This is a genomic window from Stenotrophomonas sp. Steno-C17, assembly GCF_056393165.1.
In genome coordinates this window covers 13,520-31,863 of sequence record NZ_JBWJPD010000009.1, presented here as the reverse complement: position 1 = coordinate 31,863, position 18,344 = coordinate 13,520, and the positions used below count along the sequence as shown (strand labels likewise).

Here is an 18,344-nt window from a genome sequence, read left to right as displayed (position 1 = left end):
TCTGTCCGCCACCACCCTGCCCTGCAGGCTGTGGTGGTTTTTCCCTGTCCGTAACCAGGAAACGACGATGACCCGAGGCAAGCGCATCTACGTGCTGGATACCAACGTGCTGATGCACGATCCCACCGCGCTGTTCAAGTTCGAGGAACACGACGTCTACCTGCCCATGCAGGTGATCGAGGAACTGGACAACGGCAAGAAGGGCACCTCTGAAGCGAGCCGCAACGCCCGCCAGGTGAGCCGCTTCCTCAACGAGCTGGTGCAGGAATCGGGCCTGGACAACCTGGCCGACGGCATTCCGCTGCAGCGCCCCAACGGCCTGCAGCTGCGCGGCAAGCAGAGCGCCGGCAAGCTGCGCTTCCAGACCAGCCACTTCGACGCCGGCAAGAGTTTCGGCAAGGTCATTCCGGACAACGCCATCCTCGGCGCGATCCTGGCGCTGAAGGAAGAAACCCCGGACCTGCCGGTGGTGTTCGTTTCCAAGGACATCAACCTGCGCATCAAGGCGGCCATCGCCGGCATCGTGTCCGAGGACTACGAGAACGATCGCGCGCTGGATGATTTCAGCCTGCTGTACACCGGCGCCACCGAGCTGCCCGAAGACTTCTGGAAGCGCCATGGCGAAGACCTGCGCAGCTGGAGCGACAAGGGCCGCACTCATTATGAAATCCAGGCGCAGGATGGCGAGGAGTGGTATCCGAACCAGTACGTGTACCTGCCCGGCGAAGACGAAGTGGAACTGCGCGTCAGCCGCGTGGTGGGCGATGGCAAGGTGGTGCTGTCGCTGGTCGATGACTTCCGCCACGGCAGCCACGCCGTGTGGGGCATCAGCGCGCGCAACCGCGAGCAGAATTTCGCGCTGAACGCGCTGATGGACCCGGAGATCGATTTCGTCACCCTGCTGGGCACCGCCGGTACCGGCAAGACCCTGCTGGCGCTGGCCGCCGGCCTTGCGCAGACCATGGACCAGCAGCGCTACCGCGAGATCATCATGACCCGTGCCACGGTGAGCGTGGGCGAGGACATCGGCTTCCTGCCCGGCACCGAAGAAGAAAAGATGACGCCGTGGATGGGCGCGCTGACCGACAACCTGGAAGTGCTCACGCACAACCAGGAAGGCGGCACCTGGGGCCGCCAGGCCACCAACGACCTGCTGGCCAGCCGCATCAAGATCCGCTCGATGAACTTCATGCGCGGCCGTACCTTCCTGTCACGTTATCTGATCCTGGACGAGGCACAGAACCTCACGCCCAAGCAGATGAAGACCCTGATCACCCGCGCCGGTCCCGGCACCAAGATCGTCTGCCTGGGCAACGTCGAACAGATCGACACCCCGTACCTGACCGAAACCACCTCGGGCCTGACCTACGCGGTGGATCGCTTCAAGAACTGGCCGCACAGCGCACACATCACCCTGCGCCGGGGTGAGCGTTCGCGCCTGGCCGACTACGCTTCGGAGGTGTTGTGAGCCGTACACCGCGCCTGCTGCCGCTGGCAGCGATCGCCCTTGCCGCCACGTTGGCGGCCTGCAGCACCACGCGCGGCCCCGCCAGCGTGCCCACCGCCGAACGTACCGGTCAATCGTGGGTGGTCACCCGACCACTCATCGCCGCGCAGGTGCTGGACACCTGCTCGCGGCCCAGCCCCGGCCGCGAGGCCGGGCGGGTCAGCGGTTACTGGGCGCCCAGCCGGCAGCAGGTGGACCTGCTGGAGGCCAAGCTGTCCTCGCTGGAAGCGCAGGTGCCGCACGTGTTGGATTTCGACCGTCAGTACGTCGGCATCGAAAGCGCGGGCCAGCGGCTGATCTACATCAACGCCTTCCATCTGCCCGACGACGGCAGCGTGAATCCGGCCCGCGAAGCAGTGCGCGCATGCGATGGTGGTCGCCAGTTCTGGGGCGCGGTGTTCGACCCGTCCACCAGCACCTTCAGCGAACTGCAGTTCAACGGCGGCAAGCTGTCCTCGCCCTGACGCGGCGGCATGGGAATCCGCCTGCCCACCTGGGTCTGGATCGGCGCGGTCGCGCTCTCGTGCGTGGCCGGCATGGTCAATGTGGTTGGCTTCCTGGGCTTCGAGCACCAGGCGGTCAGCCACATGACCGGCAGCACCAGCCAGCTGGGCATGGCCCTGGCCCAGGGCGACTGGCGCGCCGTGGGTCACCTGTGGGGCCTGCTGATCGCCTTCTCGCTGGGCGCCATGCTCAGCGGCCTGCTGATCCAGGACAGCACCCTGCAGCTGGGCCGCCGCTACGGCGTGGCACTGGCGATCGAGTCGATGTTGCTGCTGGTGGCCATTCCGCTGTTTGAACAGCAGCAGATCTGGGGCGCACTGGCCGCGGCCATGGCCTGTGGCCTGCAGAACGCCATGGCCACCACCTTCAGTGGCGCGGTGGTGCGCACCACGCATCTGAGCGGCATGTTCACCGACCTGGGCATCGGCCTGGGCCACCTGCTGCGCGGGCTGCCGCTGCAACTGCGGCGACTGACCCTGAGCGGCCTGATCATCAGCGGCTTCCTGGCCGGCGGGGTGATCGGCGCCTGGCTGTTCGTGCGCTGGCAGTACGACGCGTTGCTGGCACCGGCGCTGCTGACCGGCCTGACCGGCATCGTCTACGTGGTGTACCAGCAATGGGCGCGCTGGCGGCATTGAGGGTGCGTGGGGTCAGATCCCTCTCCGGCGGAGAGGGCTCTGACCCCGGCTTGCGGCAGTCGAGCAAGCTCGACTCTACCCGCGCCTGCGGGACCACGGCACAATCGGTCCATGAGCCCCTCTACGCCCGTTTCCGCCCTGACCATCGCCGGCTCCGATTCCGGCGGTGGCGCGGGCATCCAGGCCGACCTGAAAGCCTTTGCTGCCCACCGCGTGCATGGCCTGTCGGTGATCGCCGCACTGACCGCACAGAACACCCGTGGGGTAACGGCGGTGCATGTACCGCCGATCGACTTCCTGCGCGCGCAGCTGGACGCCTGCTTCGACGATTTCGACATCCACGCGGTGAAGCTCGGCATGCTGGCCAATGCCGAGGTGATCAACGCGGTCGCCGAGGTGCTTGAACAGCGCCGCCCCGCCCAGGTGGTGCTGGACCCCGTGATGGTCGCCACCAGCGGCGCGCGCCTGCTGGAAGACAGCGCACTGCAGGCCCTGCGCGAACGCCTGATTCCCCTGGCCACGCTGATCACCCCGAACACGCCCGAAGCCGAACTGCTGGTCGGCCGCAGCATCGGCAACGCCGCGCAGGCGGAGCAGGCGGCGGCTGCGCTGCTGGAGCTGGGCGCAGGTGCCGTGCTGTTGAAGGGCGGCCATCTGCAGGAAGGCAACCGCGTGGTCGATCGCTATTTCGACGGCGTCAGCAGCGAAGAATTCATCCACGCCCGACTGCCGCTGGATGCACACGGCACCGGCTGCACGCTGGCCTCGGCCATCGCCGCACAACTGTGCAACGGACTCAGCCTGGCCAACGCCTGCGAAGCAGGCATCGACTACGTGGCGCGCGGACTGCAGCAGGGCTATGCACCTGGCCGCAGTGAGGTGCGGGTGCTGGACCACTTCGGCGCGGCGCCGCACGCATGAGCGCGACGCCACGGACGATCGCCGTGAACAGCGGCGATGGCCATCAGTACGAGATCATCGCCTGCGTGCCGGCACAGCCGCTGGCACGCCTGCTGTGGCTGCCGGCGCTGGGCGTGGCCGCGCGCCACTACCTGCCGCTGGCGCAGGCGCTGGCCGCGCGCGGTATCGCCGTCTACCTGCACGAATGGCGGGGCAATGGCAGCAGCGCGCTGCGACCGTCGCGCACGACCGACTGGGGCTACCGCGAGATTCTCGAACAGGATCTGCCTGCCAGTCAGGCGGTGCTGCGCGCCGAGGACGCCGCGGCGGCCGTCGTGCCGTGGATCATCGGTGGACACAGCCTGGGCGGACAGCTGGCCTGCGTGCATGCGGGCCGCATGCCGGATCGCTTCCAGCACCTGTGGCTGGCAGCCAGCGGCACCCCGTTCTGGCGCGCCTTCCCTCCCCCGCGCGGCTGGCTGCTGCCGCTGTTCTACCGTTTCCTGCCATGGATCGCGCGCCGCCAGGGCGTGCTGCATGGCCGCCGCCTCGGCTTCGGTGGCACCGAGGCACGCGGGCTGATTGCCGACTGGGCGCGGGTGGGCCTGAACAACCGTTATGCCGCCGTCGGCATGGCCGAAGACCTGGATGCACAGCTGGCGCGCGTCCACGGCACGGCGCAGGCGGTGCTGATGGCCGATGACTGGTTTGCGCCGCTGGGTTCGATGCAGGCGCTGATGGCCAAGCTGCCGAATGTGGCCTCGCGCGTGCGCGTGCTGTCCGCGCAGGAACTGGGCACGCGCGCCGATCACTTCGCCTGGATGAAGGCCCCGGACGTCGTGGCGGAAAGCTTTTTCATTCAGTTGAATGAAAATTTTCACAAAAGCGTTGACGTCGGGCGCCGACATCCGCATAATTCCGCTCCTGTCGCAGGGCGCCCGTAGCTCAGTTGGATAGAGTACCTGGCTACGAACCAGGCGGTCGGGAGTTCGAATCTCTCCGGGCGCACCACTCGACAGGCTTTCAGCATCCGCCGCTGGAAGATGCAGTAAAATGATGTGACAAATTGATTGTGTACCGCGCGCCCGTAGCTCAGTTGGATAGAGTACCTGGCTACGAACCAGGCGGTCGGGAGTTCGAATCTCTCCGGGCGCACCACACACGATCGATACAACAAGTTTATGTAATTGGCGCCCGTAGCTCAGTTGGATAGAGTACCTGGCTACGAACCAGGCGGTCGGGAGTTCGAATCTCTCCGGGCGCACCATTACACCGAAACAGCAGGCCTCGGCCTGCTGTTTTTTTATGTGTGTTTTCTGCAGGGCTGCGCCCTGCACCTGCAGAAGCTTTTTCCTGCGGCGGTTGGTAACGGCTGCCGCTATTGCTCTTGGTAGGTGTCGACCTTGGTCGACACGATTTTTCTGTCAGATATCGAATTGAATATTGAATCTGGGGTCAGAGCCCGTTGCGTAGCAACGGGATCCGACCCCGTGCCGTTCCGACAGATCGCGGCAAACTGTCGAAGGCGGGGTGGGTCCGGCTGAGGGGGCGTGAGCCGCATGGATGCGGCGACCGAGCTTACATGGACGTACTTGCAGCGTCCCCCTCAGCCGGACCCACCCCGCCACCCCACGGATACCCAGCTTTTGCCGTTGCCGTTGCCGTTGCCGTTGCCGTTGCCGTTGCCGTTGCATTGAGCAGGTGCAGGGCGCAGCCCTGCAGACCACACCCCATCCACGCATGGCGTGGATCTACCCCATGGCCTGCCACCACTGCGCCAGCAGTTCCGGCCTGCGCAGGCGCTCGCGCCACCAGCGCAGGGCCGCGCCATCTTCACCCGTGCGCCAGGCCAGCCAGAACGTTTCCTCCGCCTTGGGCTCTTCCACCTCGCGGATCACCAGCTCCCCGCGCGCCACCGCCGCGCGCGCGCACGGCTCGGGCAGGAAGCCGAATCCCAGCCCCTGGCATTGCAGCTTCAGCTTGCTGGCCATGTCCGGCACCGTCAGGATCTCCTGCCCCATCAGCAGGCCCACGGTGCGCGGCAGCAGACGCCGCGCGGAATCGGACACCGCAATGGCGCAATGCTCGGCCAGCTGCTCGCGGCCCAGCACACCCGGCACCTGCGCCAGCGGATGATCCGGCGCCACCGCAAACACGAAATCGACGCTGCCCAGCGGCTCCACCACGTAGCCACCGCCACTGGGCCCCTCGCCCGCCGCCCCCACCAGCAGGTCGGCACGGCGGTCCAGCAACGCCTCCCAGGTGCCCGACAGCGCCTCGCCGAACAGCCGCAGGCGCGTCGGCGCCTCGATACTGCGGAACGCGGCGATCTCCGGACCCAGCAGCCAGGTCGGGAACATCGAATCCACCGCCAGGCTCAGCTCCGCCTCCCAGCCCGAGGCCACCCGGCGCACCCGCAGCTCCAGCTCGCGGGCGGCACGCAGCAGGTGGCGGCCCTCGTCCAGCAGCGCACGCCCGGCCTCGGTCAGCTCCGCGCGCGGGCCCACCCGGTCGAACAGCTGCACGCCCAGATCTTCCTCCAGCTTGGCCACGGTGTAGGAAATGGTGGACGGCACCTTGTGCAGGGCCTTGCCGGCGCCGGCAAACGAGCCGCGACGGTCGATGGCGTCCAGGATCTGCAGGGCATCGAGGCTGATCTTGAGCATTCGAAATTTTCGATGATGGCTGTCAAAACTATCCGTTTTTCAAACCCGCGGCGCAAGCAGATACTTCTCTCCAACGGGGAAACACAGCGGCCACCGGCCCACCCCGCCCCATCGAAACCATCGAACAAGGAGAATCATCATGCTGCAGATCCGCAAGAGCGCTACCCGTGGCCTGGCCGAGCATGGCTGGCTGTCTTCCCGCCACACCTTCTCCTTTGCCAGCTACTACGACCCGCGTTACGTCAGCTTCGGCCCGCTGCGGGTCATCAACGAAGACAAGGTGATCGGCGGCCAGGGCTTCGGCACCCACAGCCACAGCAACATGGAAATCATTTCCTACGTGCTGGGCGGCGCGCTGGAGCACAAGGATTCGATGGGTACCGGTTCGGTGCTGCGCTACGGCGACGTGCAGGTGATGAGCGCCGGCAGCGGCGTCAGCCACAGCGAGTTCAACCACTCGGCCTCCGATCCGGTGCACTTCCTGCAGATCTGGGTGTTCCCGGACAGCGAGAACATCGAACCGTCCTACCGCGAGACCCACTTCACCCCGGAAAGCAAGCGCGGCCAGCTGCGCCTGATCGCCTCGCCCGACGGTGCCGACGGTTCGCTGCGCATCCAGCAGGACGCCCGCATCTTCGCCACCATCCTGGATGGCGAGCAGAAGCTGCACCATGCCCTGGCCACCGGCCGTGGCGCCTATGTGCAGGTGGCCCGTGGCCAGCTGCAGGTGAACGGCATCACCCTGGAAGCCGGCGATGCCCTGCAGGTCAGCGACGAAGCGCAGCTGACCCTGGAAAACGGCAACGACGCCGAAGTGCTGGTGTTCGACCTGCCGCTGTAAGACACGGAAAACCTGCGGTGCCGCATGGCACCGCAGGTTCAGCGGTTCACGCCCGCCAATGCGCCTGCGCCGGCAAGCGCGGCGCTGGGCACGTCGCTGCCGGATGCTGCGCATCGCGCGCCATCCAGTCGTCCACCACCCCCGCCAGCAGGTCCAGCCGCAACGGCAGGGTGATGTGGTCTTCGCCACGCATTTCGATGTAATGCGCGCGCGGATTGGCCTGGGCCAGTTCGCGCCCCTGGCTGACCGGGATGTGCTGGTCACCCTGGCCATGCAGCAGCAATACACAGGCACGGGTATCGGCCAGTGCGCGGGCCACGTCCACGCGGTCCAGGTCCAGGTCCAGGCGCTGCCCTGCAGCGGCCACCACCTGATCGATGTCCTGGCCACCATAGCGCCAGCGTGCGTAGCGGGCGATCGCCTGCGCCTTCAGCCCTTCCGGCTGCAGTGCCATCAGGTGCGGAATCATCGTGCGGATGGCCACCCCGGCGTTGGCGAACGATTCCATCGCCACCACGCCTTCCACCTGGTCGCCCAGCTTGTCTGCCGCAAACAGCGCGGTCGCTGCGCCGTAGGACACCCCGAACAGGTACAGCGGACCCTGTATTTCGCCGCGTGCGCGCAGTGCGGCAATCACGTCCACGACATCATCCGACTCGTAGGTGCCATAGCCGGACGGCCCGGCCCCCGACTGCCCGTGGTTGCGCAGGTCCAGGGTCACGACCCGGTAGCCCTGCCCCGCCAGCTGCAGCGACCACGGCAGCATGGAATCGCCGTTCATCATCCAGCCGTGCAGCAGCACCACGGTGCCGCGCGGCGCCTGCGCGCGGAACGGATGCGGCAGCGCCAGACTCAGCCCGGTATCCAGCGGCAGCCCGTTCTGGTGGTGCTGCGGCAGGTAGTGGTAGCGGGCGCCGTAGTCGCCCGGATCAAATACCCGCCAGAAGATCGGCACGCCCTCACGCCCGGCAGCGAAGCCATGCCGGGTGGGCAGCGCCGCAATGGCGGCGGTCAGCCGCGGCTGGTCCAGCAGGGTCGAGACGCCACCCGGCGCAACCAGACGGTCGCTGAGCGAGGTGGAACCGGCATTGATCGAGGAGGAGCATGCAGCCAGCCACAGGCCGGCGCACGCCAGCAGGAGCAGCAGCAGGCGCTTCATGGGCATCAAAGGGAACGGGACGACAGCGCGACAGGCTATCTGCGTCGGCGGCCGTCATCTATCGCACTGTCATGACGGGTTGATGACACCCCAGCCGCCGTTCAGCCCGCCCCGCGTCCCGCACTCACCGCTGTGACCGCCGCCGCAGTGCCATCGAACCTGCGCATTCACGTCACCGCGATGTCATTGCCACTGCTGACACTCCCGGGCTTTCCCACCGAAGGTCCGCTCTCAATGCCCATGCGTGCGTCGTTCCCCCGCTTGTCCCTGCTGGCCCTGCTGATCGCCCCCGCCCTGGATGCGCTGGCCGCAGCGCCTGAGGCAGAGGCCGCCGACACCGCCAGTACCGATGCGCGCACGCTGGACCAGGTACAGGTGATCGGCCAGGCCACCAGCTATGCCAAGACGGCGGTCAGCGCCGAAAGCCTGAACCGGCAGATGGCAATGAGCAGCGTGAACGATGCGCTGAACGAAGTACCGGGCGTGGTGGTCAGCGAAGCCGACGCCACCGGATCGTCGGTATGGGGCACGCAGATCAGCATGCGCGGCTTTGTCACCAACCGCGATACCCAGCAGATCGGCACCACCATCGACGGCCTGCCCAACGGTGGCTCCGGCTACGGCGGCGGCTCACTGGCCAACCGCTACATCGACACCCTGGACCTGGAAACGGTGGAAGTCAGCCAGGGTACCGCCGACATTTCCTCGCGCTCCAACGAAGCACTGGGCGGCACCCTCAACTTCCTGACCAGCGACCCGCTGCACGACAGCCGCCTGCGCTTCGTGGTCGGCGCCGGTGACAACGACGCACGCAAGTACTACGTGCGCTATGACACCGGCCTGCTGGGCGGCCACACCCGCGCCTGGATCAGCGCCTCGTCGGCCGAAGTGAACGACTGGATCGACGGCACCGGCCATGCCAGCAACGACCATATCGCCGGCAAGTTCATCACCGAACTGGATCGCTGGACGCTGACCGGCTACCTGTCCTACAACGACGCCGACGAGCCGGAGTACACCAGCGTCACCCCGCAGGGCTTCGCCACCCAGCCCAACCGCGACAACCTGGTCGGTACCCTCACCGGCATTCCCTACCTGGACCAGAACTACCGCTCCGGCTCGCGCGCCCTGCGCGAGAACACCTTCGGCTACCTGCGCGCCGCCTTCGACGCGGGCAACGGCTTCAAGGCCTCCATGGCCGCCTACGGCCACCGCATGCAGGGCCGCGGCGACTGGCTGCCGCCCTACCTGGCCGATGTCAGCGCCGACGGCGCGGGCCGTGCGGAATCGGAGTACCTGGGCGGGCGCACCGTCTACGGCGGCAGCAACCTGGGCCAGATCTACTTCGTGAACCCCGACGGCAGCGCCGCCCAGCCGATCGCCGGCTGCACGCCGCGCTCCGGCTTCAGTGCCGAGTACGATCCCAACTGCTACGCCGGCAACGTGCTCGGCGCGCAGTCCTACCGCCACACCCATTACGACAACGACCGCATGGGCGTTACCGCAGACGTGGAATGGCGGCAGACATTCGGCACGGTGGACAACACCCTCCGTGGCGGCCTGTGGGTGGAGAAGCTGGACCGCAACGCGCGCCGTGACTGGCACCGCCTGCTGAACGTCGGCCAGGACATCAGCTTCGACCACCAGCCGTACTGGGTGCAGTTCGACGACCGCTACAAGGTCGATGAGCAGATGTACTACATCGAGGACGTGGCACGCTTCGGGCCCTTCAGCGCACGCTTGGGCGTGAAGCAGTTCTTCGTGGACCAGTCGCGCCGGCGCACCATCGGTGCCAGCGAACAGGTCAGCAGCGATTCGAAGTCCGATCCGCTGCTGTCCACCGGCTTCACCTGGGCGCCCGGCCCGGAAGGCATGGAGCTGTTTGCCGGCTTCTCGCAGAACTTCGCGGCCATCCCGTCCGGGGTGCTGGGCGAAACCGACCCGCAGCGCTTCCGCAACGTCGAACCGGAAACGGCCGACAACATCGAACTGGGCCTGCGCATCAGCCGCTGGCCGCTGACGGCGTCGGTCACCCTGTACAACATCCGCTTCGACAATCGCATCGTCTATCTGCCGGCGGGCCTGGTCAGTGGCATCGACTACCTGGACGTGACCGATGGCGTGTACGAGAACTTCGGCGGCGTGGAAAGCAATGGCCTGGAGGCCGCGTCCGGCTACGGCTGGGACAACGGCTGGCGGGTCAATGCCGCCTACACCTACAACCGCTCCACCTACCTGGGCAGTGGCGATGCCGCCCGCGATACCCAGCTGGGCATCGTCGACGGCGCCAAGGTGATCGGCCAGGCCGAAAACACTCTGGTGCTGTCGGCCGACTGGCAGGGCGCGAACTGGAACTTCGGCCTGTCCGGCCGCTACCTGGGCAGCCGCTACCTGGATGCCGCCAACGTCAACAAGCTGCCCTCGGCCACGGTCTTCAACGCCAACATCGGCTTCGACCTGCAGGGCCTGTCACCGCGCCTGAAGGGCATGGGCGCCAACCTGGTGGTGAGCAACCTGACCGACAAGCGGTATCTTGCAGGGGTGGACGGTCGCGATTCCGCCTTCATCGGCGCGCCGCGTACCGTTGGCATCTCTTTCCGTGTGGATCTGTGAGCAAACCCGTGACTGATATCGGCCGACGCCGGTTGTTGCAGGCCGGCATGGCTGCCGGCCTTTCCCCGCTGCTGCCCAGCATTGCCCGGGCAGCAGCGATCGCCCCGGCCGCGCATACGCGCAGCCTGCAGGACCTGCAGCACATCGTGGTGTTCATGCAGGAAAACCGCTCGTTCGACCACTACTTCGGCACCCTGCCCGGTGTGCGCGGTTTCGGTGATCGGTTCGTGGCGCCGGCACCGCCGCTGGCCGGTGCCGAGGGGCCGCGTACCCTGTGGCTGCAGCCCGATGCCGACGGCAACCGGGCGATCGCCCCCTTCGCCCTGGATACGGCCCGGCACTTTGGTTACATGCGCGTGGAAGGCACCCCACACACCTGGCCCGATGCGCAGCGCGCCTGGGACCACGGGCGCATGGCGCACTGGCCCCAGGCCAAGCAGAACCACTCGATGGGCTACTTCCAGCGGGCCGACCTGCCGTTCCAGTTCGCCCTGGCCGAAGCGTTCACCGTCTGCGATGCCTACCACTGCGCCATGCAGGCGGGCACCAACCCGAATCGCGTGTTCCTGTGGACCGGCCACAACGATGCGCAGGCACGGGCCGGTGGCCCGGTCATCGCCAACTCGCACGACAACTTCCCCGAGTACGGCGGCCACCCGCAGTCGTACCACTGGGCCAGCTACGTGGAGCGCCTGCAGCAGGCCGGCGTGTCCTGGCAGATCTACCAGGACATGGACGACAACTTCACCGACAACCCCCTGGCCGGCTTCGAAGCGTTCCGCCAGGCCTATCGCGGCGCTGAAGGACACGACCCGCAACTGCGCCGCCGCGCGGTCAGCAGTCGGGGGCTGGCGCAACTGCGCCAGGACGTGATCGAAGGGACGCTGCCGCAGGTCAGTTTCATCATTGCCGACGCCGCCGGCAGCGAACATCCCGGACCGTCCAGCCCGGCGCAGGGCGCGGCCTACACCGCGCGCGTGCTCGATGCACTTACCGCCGATCCTGAAGTGTGGAGCCGTACCGCGCTGCTGCTGATGTTCGACGAGAACGACGGCTTCTTCGACCACATGCCGCCACCGGCACCGCCTTCGCCGCAGGGCGATGGCTGGGCCGGCGCCTCTGCGGTCAGTACCGAAGGCGAATACCATCTGCACCCGGCGCCTGGCGATGAGAAGTACGACGACGCCGACCTGCGCGGCCGACCCTATGGACTGGGGCCGCGCGTGCCGCTGTACGTGATCTCGCCCTGGAGCCGCGGCGGCTGGGTCGACTCGCAGGTGTACGACCACACCTCGGTGCTGCGCCTGATCGAGCGCCGCTTCGGGGTGGCCTGCCCGGACATCTCACCGTGGCGGCGCGCGGTCAGCGGTGATCTGGTCAACGCGTTCGACTTCGCCCAGCGCGACACCCGGCCGTTCGTGCGCGCCCTGCCCGATGTCAGCGCGGTGGCCGCCCGCGCCGCCACCTTGCCTGGGCGTACCGTGCCGGCATTGCCGGACGATCTGCAGCCTGCGCGGCAGGAACGCGGCGTACGCCCGGCGCGCGCGCTGCCCTATCGCCCGCAGGTGCAGGTGCAGTCGCGCGATACCGGCAGCATCGGCCTGGCGCTGTCGTGCGAAGGCGCTGCTGCCGTGCTGCACGTCTACGACCGCCTGCGGCTGGAACAGATTCCGCGGCGCTACACGCTGCTGCCGGGGAAGCCGTTGCAGGACCACTGGCCGCTGGATGCACAGGGGCGCTACGACCTGTGGGTGCTGGGCCCGAACGGCTTCCATCGCCACTTCCAGGGCGATGCGGGCGCGCCTGCGCTGCAGGCGTGGGTGCAGCATCGCGATGGCAGGCTGCACCTGCAGCTGCGCAATCCGGGCACCACCGCGCAGACGGTCCGCGTGAGCGCTGGTGCCTACGCAGGCCACATGCCGGAACAGACGCTGTCACTGGCCGCCGGTGCCGAGCAGGTGCTGGACTGGAATGCCGCACCTACTGCGGGCTGGTACGACCTGCATCTGCAGGCCGGTGCGCAGCAGCTGCGCCTGGCCGGTCGCGCCGAAGATGGCCGCCCCGGCAGCAGTGATCCGGCGATGGGCGGCCAACCGCTGCGTTTCGAGCACGACTGAGTCCTTGCGCATGCACGCAGCGCCTGCCCTGCGCGAGCGTTCGCTCAGGGCAGGCGCCGGAACAGGTTGGTCTGCAGGATCGGCGTGCCCTGATGGGTATAGAACGCCTTGGTCTCGGTCATCGTTAAAGGGTCGGCCGCGATTGTGTAGATGCGCGTGGACGCGGGGGCGCCGTGGTCGACCAGCTGCATCACCAAGGTGGAGGGCGACGGCAGCTTGAGGTTGGCCTGGTCGGCCCCGTAGGTGCCCGACAGCGGGCCCGGCGTACCATCCAGCGACAGCGTGCCGTCGGACTTCATGGTCTTGCCATCGTGCAGCACGATATCCACGTGCGAGCTCCAGCGGCCGCCACCGGCATCCTTGAATTCCAGCACCACCTGCTTCGGACGCTGCGCTTCCGGTAGCGCCGACGTGGAGATGTCCAGCAACCAGCGGCCCAGCAGTGGCGACGGGGAGGCATCGGCAGCGACAGCAGCACCGGCCTGCAGTGACAGCGCGGACAGCAGCACAGCGGACAACAGCTTCATGCAAGTCTCCGTTCGAGTGAAGAAGGATCTGCAGCAACGCGTGCGCACACTGGAACACAGTTTCGCCCAGCCGCCTGTTCACGCTCGCGCTGGGCGGGACTCAGCCGTTCCAGCCCAGCCCGCGCGGCTCACTGCTGAACCCCGCGGCGCGCAGCGCGTCCACGGCAAGACCGCGGTGGACCGGCTCGGCATTGATCCGCTGCAGCGTGAAGGACAGCCGCCGACCGCGCCGCAGGCCGACGGCCAGCGCCTGTGCCGCCGCGGTCCAGCGCGCCACAGCGCCCTCGTCCGTGTCATCGATCCAACTGGACAGCTGGCGGCCCCCTTGCGGCAGGTACAGCTGCAGCCGACCTTCACCGATCACCACCAGCGCACCGGCGCGTCGCACCGGCCTCGACCCTGCCGTGGCCTGTGGCCAAGGCAACAGGCTGCCGAATGGGTTGGCAGGATCCAGCGCGGACAGCGCAACCCATCCGCCAGGGCCATCCGCACGTTCGGCACAGACACGCAGGTGGTCAATGTCTGCGCGTTGGGCGAACTGGGCACCGCCCATCCCCTGCACGAAGCGCCCGCGCAACAGCTGGCCCGCGTCCTCCATGCTGCGCAGCACCGGCCGCAGTGCCGGGAAGCCGCCGGCCACGGCCTCGCTCATCGCCGCGCTGCGGGTGAGCACCGTGTAGCGGTCCAGCAGCGCCTCGGTCTGCGCCAGCGCACGCACCGTGTCATTGGCCCGCTCCTGTGGCAGCAGCGACCAGCGCCCGGCCAGCGTCGGCCCCGCGCTGCTGGCCAGCGCCAGTCCCGCGCTTCCCGTCGCCAAGGGCATGAAGGCAACGTCGCGGCGTCGGCGGGAAACGGACATCGGCCGCGTCCGCGCCGGGCGCACGCCGTCGAGCGCGCGCAGCGGTGCCCACAGGTCACTGCTGATCTGCCCGCGCCACGCCAGCTGCCACAGCGCCGTCTGGAAATCCTCGCCTGCACTGCCTGCATCCGCGAGATGCGGCTGTACCTGCATCGCCAGCTGGTGGGCGAAGAACGCACCGCCTGCAGCCAGCACCTTCAGGATCGCCTGCTGCATCGGCGATGGGATGTCATCGCTGTCCATGAGCGGCAGGGTTTCGGCCGCATGGTCGCGCAGGTGCAGCGACACCCGTCCATCATCATCGCCCAGGCGGCCGTGGCCAGCCCAGAGCACCGTCCCGGTGGCCAGTAGTTCGTCCAGCAGCGCAGGCGTGTAACCGGGCACCCGCGCAGGCAGCACCTGCTGCTCCCACAGTGATGCCGGCAGCGGCAGCCCCGCCAGTTGCGCGATCACCTGCAGCACGGCGTCGCTGCCCCAGCCAGGCGTGGCCTTCGGCAGCACACCCTGCCCTTCCAGCAATACGCCGACATAGGCGTCCACCGGTACCGGCCGCGTTGCCTCACGGGCGGCCTGCAGCGAGCGCAGCCGCAACCGCTGCAGCACATCGACGGCCACCCACTCATGGGCCGCGCGCGGCGAAGGCGGTGCCGATCTGTCGGCCGGCTGGCGACGGTCAAGGCCGAAGCGCCCCCGAATGATCCGGCCCTGCTCCTGCAACACCTGCAGCGCGTCGTCCACCACCGCCACGCCCAATCCGAAGCGGGCCGCCACGCTGCCGCTGCTGAAGGGCCCAGAGTGGCGCGCGTGTCGGCCGAGCAGGTCACCCAGTGGATCCCCCACCGATGCCAGGAACACCTCGGCAATGTCCGAGGGCAGTTCGATCCCGATGGCATCGCGCAGCCGCGCGGCGTCCTCCACCGCCGCCCACTGTTCAACACCGGCAATGGTCACGCGGATTGCACGCCCAGCAGCCTGCAACACCTGCAGCGAGGCCACCACCTGCGTGGGTTCGGTGATGCGCTGCGCGATGTCGCTGGCCGGCAACGGGCCAAGCTCGCGCAGCAGGTCGGCCACGCCTTCACTGCCACGCGCGTGGCGGGGCGGGTCCAAGCGCTGCAGTTCACGCGCGATGGTGGCCACCACCTCATCGTCCAGCAGCTCACCGAGGTCGACCTGGCCCAGCAGCTCGGCGAGCAGGCCACTGTCGAGCGACAACACCGATGCGCGTCGTTCAGCCAGGGGCACGTCGGCTTCGTACATGAACTCGGCGACATAGCCGAACAACAGGTCCGCCGCGAAGGGCGACGGCATGGCGGTCTCCACTTCAACCATCTGGACCTGGCCGGCCTGCACGCGCAGCATCAGTGCATCCAGCGCGTCCAGGTCGTAGACATCCTGCAGGCATTCGCGCGCGGTCTCGACCAGGATCGGGAAACCCTCGTGGCCACGCGCGATCTCCAGCAACTGCCCCGCACGCAGCCGCTGCTGCCACAACGGCGAGCGCTTGCCCGGCGTGCGGCGCGGCAGCAGCAGGGCACGCGAGGCGCACTCGCGGAAACGGGCGGCGAACAACGCCGACCCGGTAACCGACAGCGTGATGGTGTGGCGCAGGCTGGCCGCGTCGAACAGAAAGAGTTCCGCGCCCGGCGCAGCACCGCTGCGGTCAGGCATGCGCACGATGATGCCATCGTCGCTGGCCACCACGGCCGGGTCGATGCCCGCCTGCTCGCGCAGCCGCGCGGCCACCGCCAGCGCCCAGGGGTCGTGCACGCGACGCCCGTAGGGCGAATGCAGCATCACCCGCCAATCGCCCAGTTCATCGCGGCAGCGCTCGACCACCAGGCGCAGGTCGGTCGGCAGCACGCCGGTCGCCTGCTGCTCGGCAACAAGTGCCAGCATGTTGCCGATCGCACTGTCGTCCAGGCCTCGCCCGCGCAGCCGTGCCAGCAGCGCCGGTGACGGCTCGCCAGCGCCGCGCGGGTCGGCTTCCAGTTCGGCAAGGAACGCGCCGGTGGCCTGCCCCAGCTCGGCCGGGCGACCCATGCCCTCGCCACGCCAGAAGGGCAGCCGCGCCGAGCGCCCGGGTGCGGGCGTCACCACGACCTGGTCGAGGGTGATCTGGTCGATGCGCCAGGACGTGGCGCCGAGGGTGATGACATCGTTCACCCGCGACTCGTGCACCATCTCCTCGTCCAGCTCGCCCACCCGACGCGAGCCGGCCTGCTCTTCGCCCTCGGGCAGCACCACCGCGTACATGCCGCGGTCCGGGATCGTGCCGCCACTGGTGACCGCCAGCTGCCGGGCACCGGGGCGCGCGGTCAACGTGCCTGTCTTCCGGTCCCACACCAGGCGCGGGCGGAAGCCAGCGAATTCGTCGGACGGATAACGCCCGGCCAGCATGTCCAGCACCGCGTCGAAGGCACTGCGGGGCAGCGTGCGGTAAGGCGCAGCGCGGCAGACCCGTGCAAACCAGGCCTCTGCATCGAGTGGCTCCATCGCCACGGCGGCAACAGTCTGCTGGGCCAGCACATCAAGCGGGTTGCGCGGTGGATCGATGGCTTCGATGCGGCCATCCAGCATGCTGTCCACCACCACGGCGGCATCGACCAGGTCACGTCGTGTGCGCGGGTAGAGCAGGCCGCGCGACATACCGCCTACCTGGTGTCCCGCACGCCCCACCCGCTGCAGCGCACTTGACACCGACGGCGGCGCCGCAACCTGGATGACCAGATCCACCAGGCCCATGTCGATGCCCAGCTCGAGGCTGGACGTCGCCACGACACAGCGCAGTTCACCCGCCTTCAGCGCCTGCTCGATGGCGGCGCGCTGCTCCTTGGACACCGAGCCATGGTGCGAGCGCGCAATCACCGCGTCGGGGGCAGTGACACGGTTCACCGTGCTGCCGGTGAATGATCCGTAGGCGGTTGCCACTTCGGTGTCGCCCACGTTTTCCGCACCCGTGCGCTCGGCATGCAGCTCGTTGAGTCGCGCGGTGAGCCGCTCCGCTACGCCGCGCGAATTGGCAAAGACGATCGTTGAGCGATGCTGCATCACGTTATCGAGGATGCTGGCTTCCACGTGCGGCCAGATCGACCCCACGCGTGTGCCGGCACCACGCCCTTCCGCCGGGCCGTGCACGGCCAGGTCGGTCATGTCCTCCACCGGCACTACGATCTTCAACTGCAGCTGCCGCTGCGAAGGCGGCTGCACCACCTGCACCGGACGATCGCCGCCGAGGAAGGCGGCCACGTCCTGCACCGGGCGCACTGTGGCGGACAGACCGATGCGCTGTGCGGGCACCTTCAGCAAGGCGTCCAGCCGCTCCAGGCTGAGGGCCAGGTGCGAGCCTCGCTTGCCACCGGCCACGGCATGGATCTCATCGAGGATGACCGTATGCACATCGCGCAGGATCTCCCGCGCCTGTGACGTCAGCATCAGGTACAGCGACTCGGGCGTGGTTATCAGGATGTCCGGCGGACGCCGCAGCAGCCGCGCGCGGTCGCTGCTGCTGGAATCACCGGTACGCATGGCCACGGTAAGCGCAACGGCCGGGTCGCCGCGTTCACTGCGGCGTGCACTGATTCCCTGCAGCGGCACCTGCAGGTTGCGCTGCACATCGCTGCCCAGCGCCTTGATCGGCGACAGGTAAAGCACCCGCGTGCGTGCCACGGGCTTGGCCGCGGGGTCGCGGCGTGCATCGCCATCGCGCTCGGCGAACACCTGGTCGATCGCATGCAGGAACGCCGCCAGCGTCTTTCCCGAGCCGGTAGGGGCGACCACCAGCGTGTGCTGGCCTGCGGCGATCGAGGCCCACGCCTGTTCCTGCACCGGCGTCGATCCAGCGAACGTGGAGCTGAACCAGTCACGCGTGGCGGGATGGAAGGTCTGCAGGGAATCCAAGGCAGGGACGGTCGCCATGTTCGACGGTTCGATGATACGGCGATGATGCACAACGCCGTGAAGACCTGCCGCACGGGCACCGGACGTCGAGACATGCACGCGACAGACAGGTG

Annotated in this window: 12 protein-coding genes and 3 tRNA genes; 11 read left to right on the top strand and 4 right to left on the bottom strand. The window is 68.0% G+C overall.

Annotated elements, in window-relative coordinates:
* The first annotated feature begins 67 nt into the window (after positions 1-67).
* The 8 genes from AC06FA_RS09790 to AC06FA_RS09755 all read left to right on the top strand — a co-directional run bounded on the left by AC06FA_RS09790 (position 68) and on the right by AC06FA_RS09755 (position 4,816).
* On the top strand, positions 68-1,468 hold the full coding sequence (locus AC06FA_RS09790; RefSeq protein ID WP_108749260.1) for a PhoH family protein: 1,401 nt from the start codon (positions 68-70) through the stop codon (positions 1,466-1,468).
* Positions 1,465-1,971 carry a hypothetical protein gene (locus AC06FA_RS09785; protein ID WP_478068122.1) on the top strand — a complete coding sequence of 169 codons (507 nt, stop codon included), beginning with the start codon at positions 1,465-1,467 and terminating at the stop codon, positions 1,969-1,971. The genes AC06FA_RS09790 and AC06FA_RS09785 overlap by 4 nt, the downstream gene beginning before the upstream one ends.
* 9 nt (positions 1,972-1,980) lie before the next feature.
* The gene (locus AC06FA_RS09780) at positions 1,981-2,649 is read left to right on the top strand and encodes a YoaK family protein (protein WP_478068121.1); all 669 of its coding nucleotides are present in this window, start codon (positions 1,981-1,983) and stop codon (positions 2,647-2,649) included.
* Between the two features lie 111 nt (positions 2,650-2,760).
* The gene (gene thiD / locus AC06FA_RS09775) at positions 2,761-3,570 is read left to right on the top strand and encodes a bifunctional hydroxymethylpyrimidine kinase/phosphomethylpyrimidine kinase (RefSeq protein ID WP_478068120.1); all 810 of its coding nucleotides are present in this window, start codon (positions 2,761-2,763) and stop codon (positions 3,568-3,570) included.
* Entirely contained in the window at positions 3,567-4,493 is a 927-nt protein-coding gene (locus AC06FA_RS09770) for an alpha/beta hydrolase family protein (protein ID WP_478068119.1), read from the top strand. The genes thiD and AC06FA_RS09770 overlap by 4 nt, the downstream gene beginning before the upstream one ends.
* Positions 4,484-4,560: transfer RNA gene (locus AC06FA_RS09765), tRNA-Arg, on the top strand. Before AC06FA_RS09770 ends, AC06FA_RS09765 begins: the two co-directional genes overlap by 10 nt.
* 70 nt (positions 4,561-4,630) lie before the next feature.
* Positions 4,631-4,707, top strand: a tRNA-Arg gene (locus AC06FA_RS09760).
* A 32-nt stretch (positions 4,708-4,739) separates the two neighbouring features.
* Positions 4,740-4,816 (top strand) — tRNA-Arg (locus AC06FA_RS09755).
* A 484-nt stretch (positions 4,817-5,300) separates the two neighbouring features.
* On the opposite strand, the gene AC06FA_RS09750 is transcribed toward AC06FA_RS09755, so the two are convergent.
* Positions 5,301-6,215, bottom strand: a complete 915-nt coding sequence (locus AC06FA_RS09750) for a LysR family transcriptional regulator (protein ID WP_478068118.1) — start codon at positions 6,213-6,215, stop codon at positions 5,301-5,303.
* A gap of 139 nt (positions 6,216-6,354) precedes the next feature.
* On the opposite strand from AC06FA_RS09750, the gene AC06FA_RS09745 reads away from it, so the two are divergent.
* Positions 6,355-7,056 carry a pirin family protein gene (locus AC06FA_RS09745; protein ID WP_478068117.1) on the top strand — a complete coding sequence of 234 codons (702 nt, stop codon included), beginning with the start codon at positions 6,355-6,357 and terminating at the stop codon, positions 7,054-7,056.
* Between the two features lie 46 nt (positions 7,057-7,102).
* Here AC06FA_RS09745 and AC06FA_RS09740 read toward each other — a convergent pair whose 3' ends face one another.
* Positions 7,103-8,215 carry an alpha/beta fold hydrolase gene (locus AC06FA_RS09740; RefSeq protein ID WP_478068116.1) on the bottom strand — a complete coding sequence of 371 codons (1,113 nt, stop codon included), beginning with the start codon at positions 8,213-8,215 and terminating at the stop codon, positions 7,103-7,105.
* Positions 8,216-8,449: 234 nt separating this feature from the next.
* Here AC06FA_RS09740 and AC06FA_RS09735 point away from each other — a divergent pair, with 234 nt between their 5' ends.
* The gene (locus tag AC06FA_RS09735) at positions 8,450-10,828 is read left to right on the top strand and encodes a TonB-dependent receptor (RefSeq protein WP_478068115.1); all 2,379 of its coding nucleotides are present in this window, start codon (positions 8,450-8,452) and stop codon (positions 10,826-10,828) included.
* Positions 10,829-10,836: 8 nt separating this feature from the next.
* Complete coding sequence (locus tag AC06FA_RS09730) at positions 10,837-12,945, top strand: phosphocholine-specific phospholipase C (protein ID WP_478068114.1); 2,109 nt, start codon at positions 10,837-10,839, stop codon at positions 12,943-12,945.
* A gap of 44 nt (positions 12,946-12,989) precedes the next feature.
* On the opposite strand, the gene AC06FA_RS09725 is transcribed toward AC06FA_RS09730, so the two are convergent.
* Both AC06FA_RS09725 and AC06FA_RS09720 read right to left on the bottom strand, forming a co-directional pair.
* Positions 12,990-13,472: a LuxR family transcriptional regulator gene (locus tag AC06FA_RS09725; RefSeq protein ID WP_478068113.1), complete on the bottom strand. Its 483-nt coding sequence runs from the start codon at positions 13,470-13,472 to the stop codon at positions 12,990-12,992.
* 100 nt (positions 13,473-13,572) lie between these two features.
* A complete protein-coding gene (locus AC06FA_RS09720) occupies positions 13,573-18,249 on the bottom strand; it encodes an ATP-dependent helicase (protein WP_478068112.1) in 4,677 nt (1,558 codons plus the stop codon).
* Positions 18,250-18,344: the final 95 nt, after the last annotated feature.

Coding starts and splice junctions, on each gene's coding strand:
- AC06FA_RS09790 (WP_108749260.1), top strand. CDS start 68: ATGACCCGAGGCAAGCGCATCTACGTGCTGGATACCAACGTGCTGATG.
- AC06FA_RS09780 (WP_478068121.1), top strand. CDS start 1,981: ATGGGAATCCGCCTGCCCACCTGGGTCTGGATCGGCGCGGTCGCGCTC.
- thiD (WP_478068120.1), top strand. CDS start 2,761: ATGAGCCCCTCTACGCCCGTTTCCGCCCTGACCATCGCCGGCTCCGAT.
- AC06FA_RS09770 (WP_478068119.1), top strand. CDS start 3,567: ATGAGCGCGACGCCACGGACGATCGCCGTGAACAGCGGCGATGGCCAT.
- AC06FA_RS09750 (WP_478068118.1), bottom strand. CDS start 6,215: ATGCTCAAGATCAGCCTCGATGCCCTGCAGATCCTGGACGCCATCGAC.
- AC06FA_RS09745 (WP_478068117.1), top strand. CDS start 6,355: ATGCTGCAGATCCGCAAGAGCGCTACCCGTGGCCTGGCCGAGCATGGC.
- AC06FA_RS09740 (WP_478068116.1), bottom strand. CDS start 8,215: ATGAAGCGCCTGCTGCTGCTCCTGCTGGCGTGCGCCGGCCTGTGGCTG.
- AC06FA_RS09735 (WP_478068115.1), top strand. CDS start 8,450: ATGCCCATGCGTGCGTCGTTCCCCCGCTTGTCCCTGCTGGCCCTGCTG.
- AC06FA_RS09725 (WP_478068113.1), bottom strand. CDS start 13,472: ATGAAGCTGTTGTCCGCTGTGCTGCTGTCCGCGCTGTCACTGCAGGCC.
- AC06FA_RS09720 (WP_478068112.1), bottom strand. CDS start 18,249: ATGGCGACCGTCCCTGCCTTGGATTCCCTGCAGACCTTCCATCCCGCC.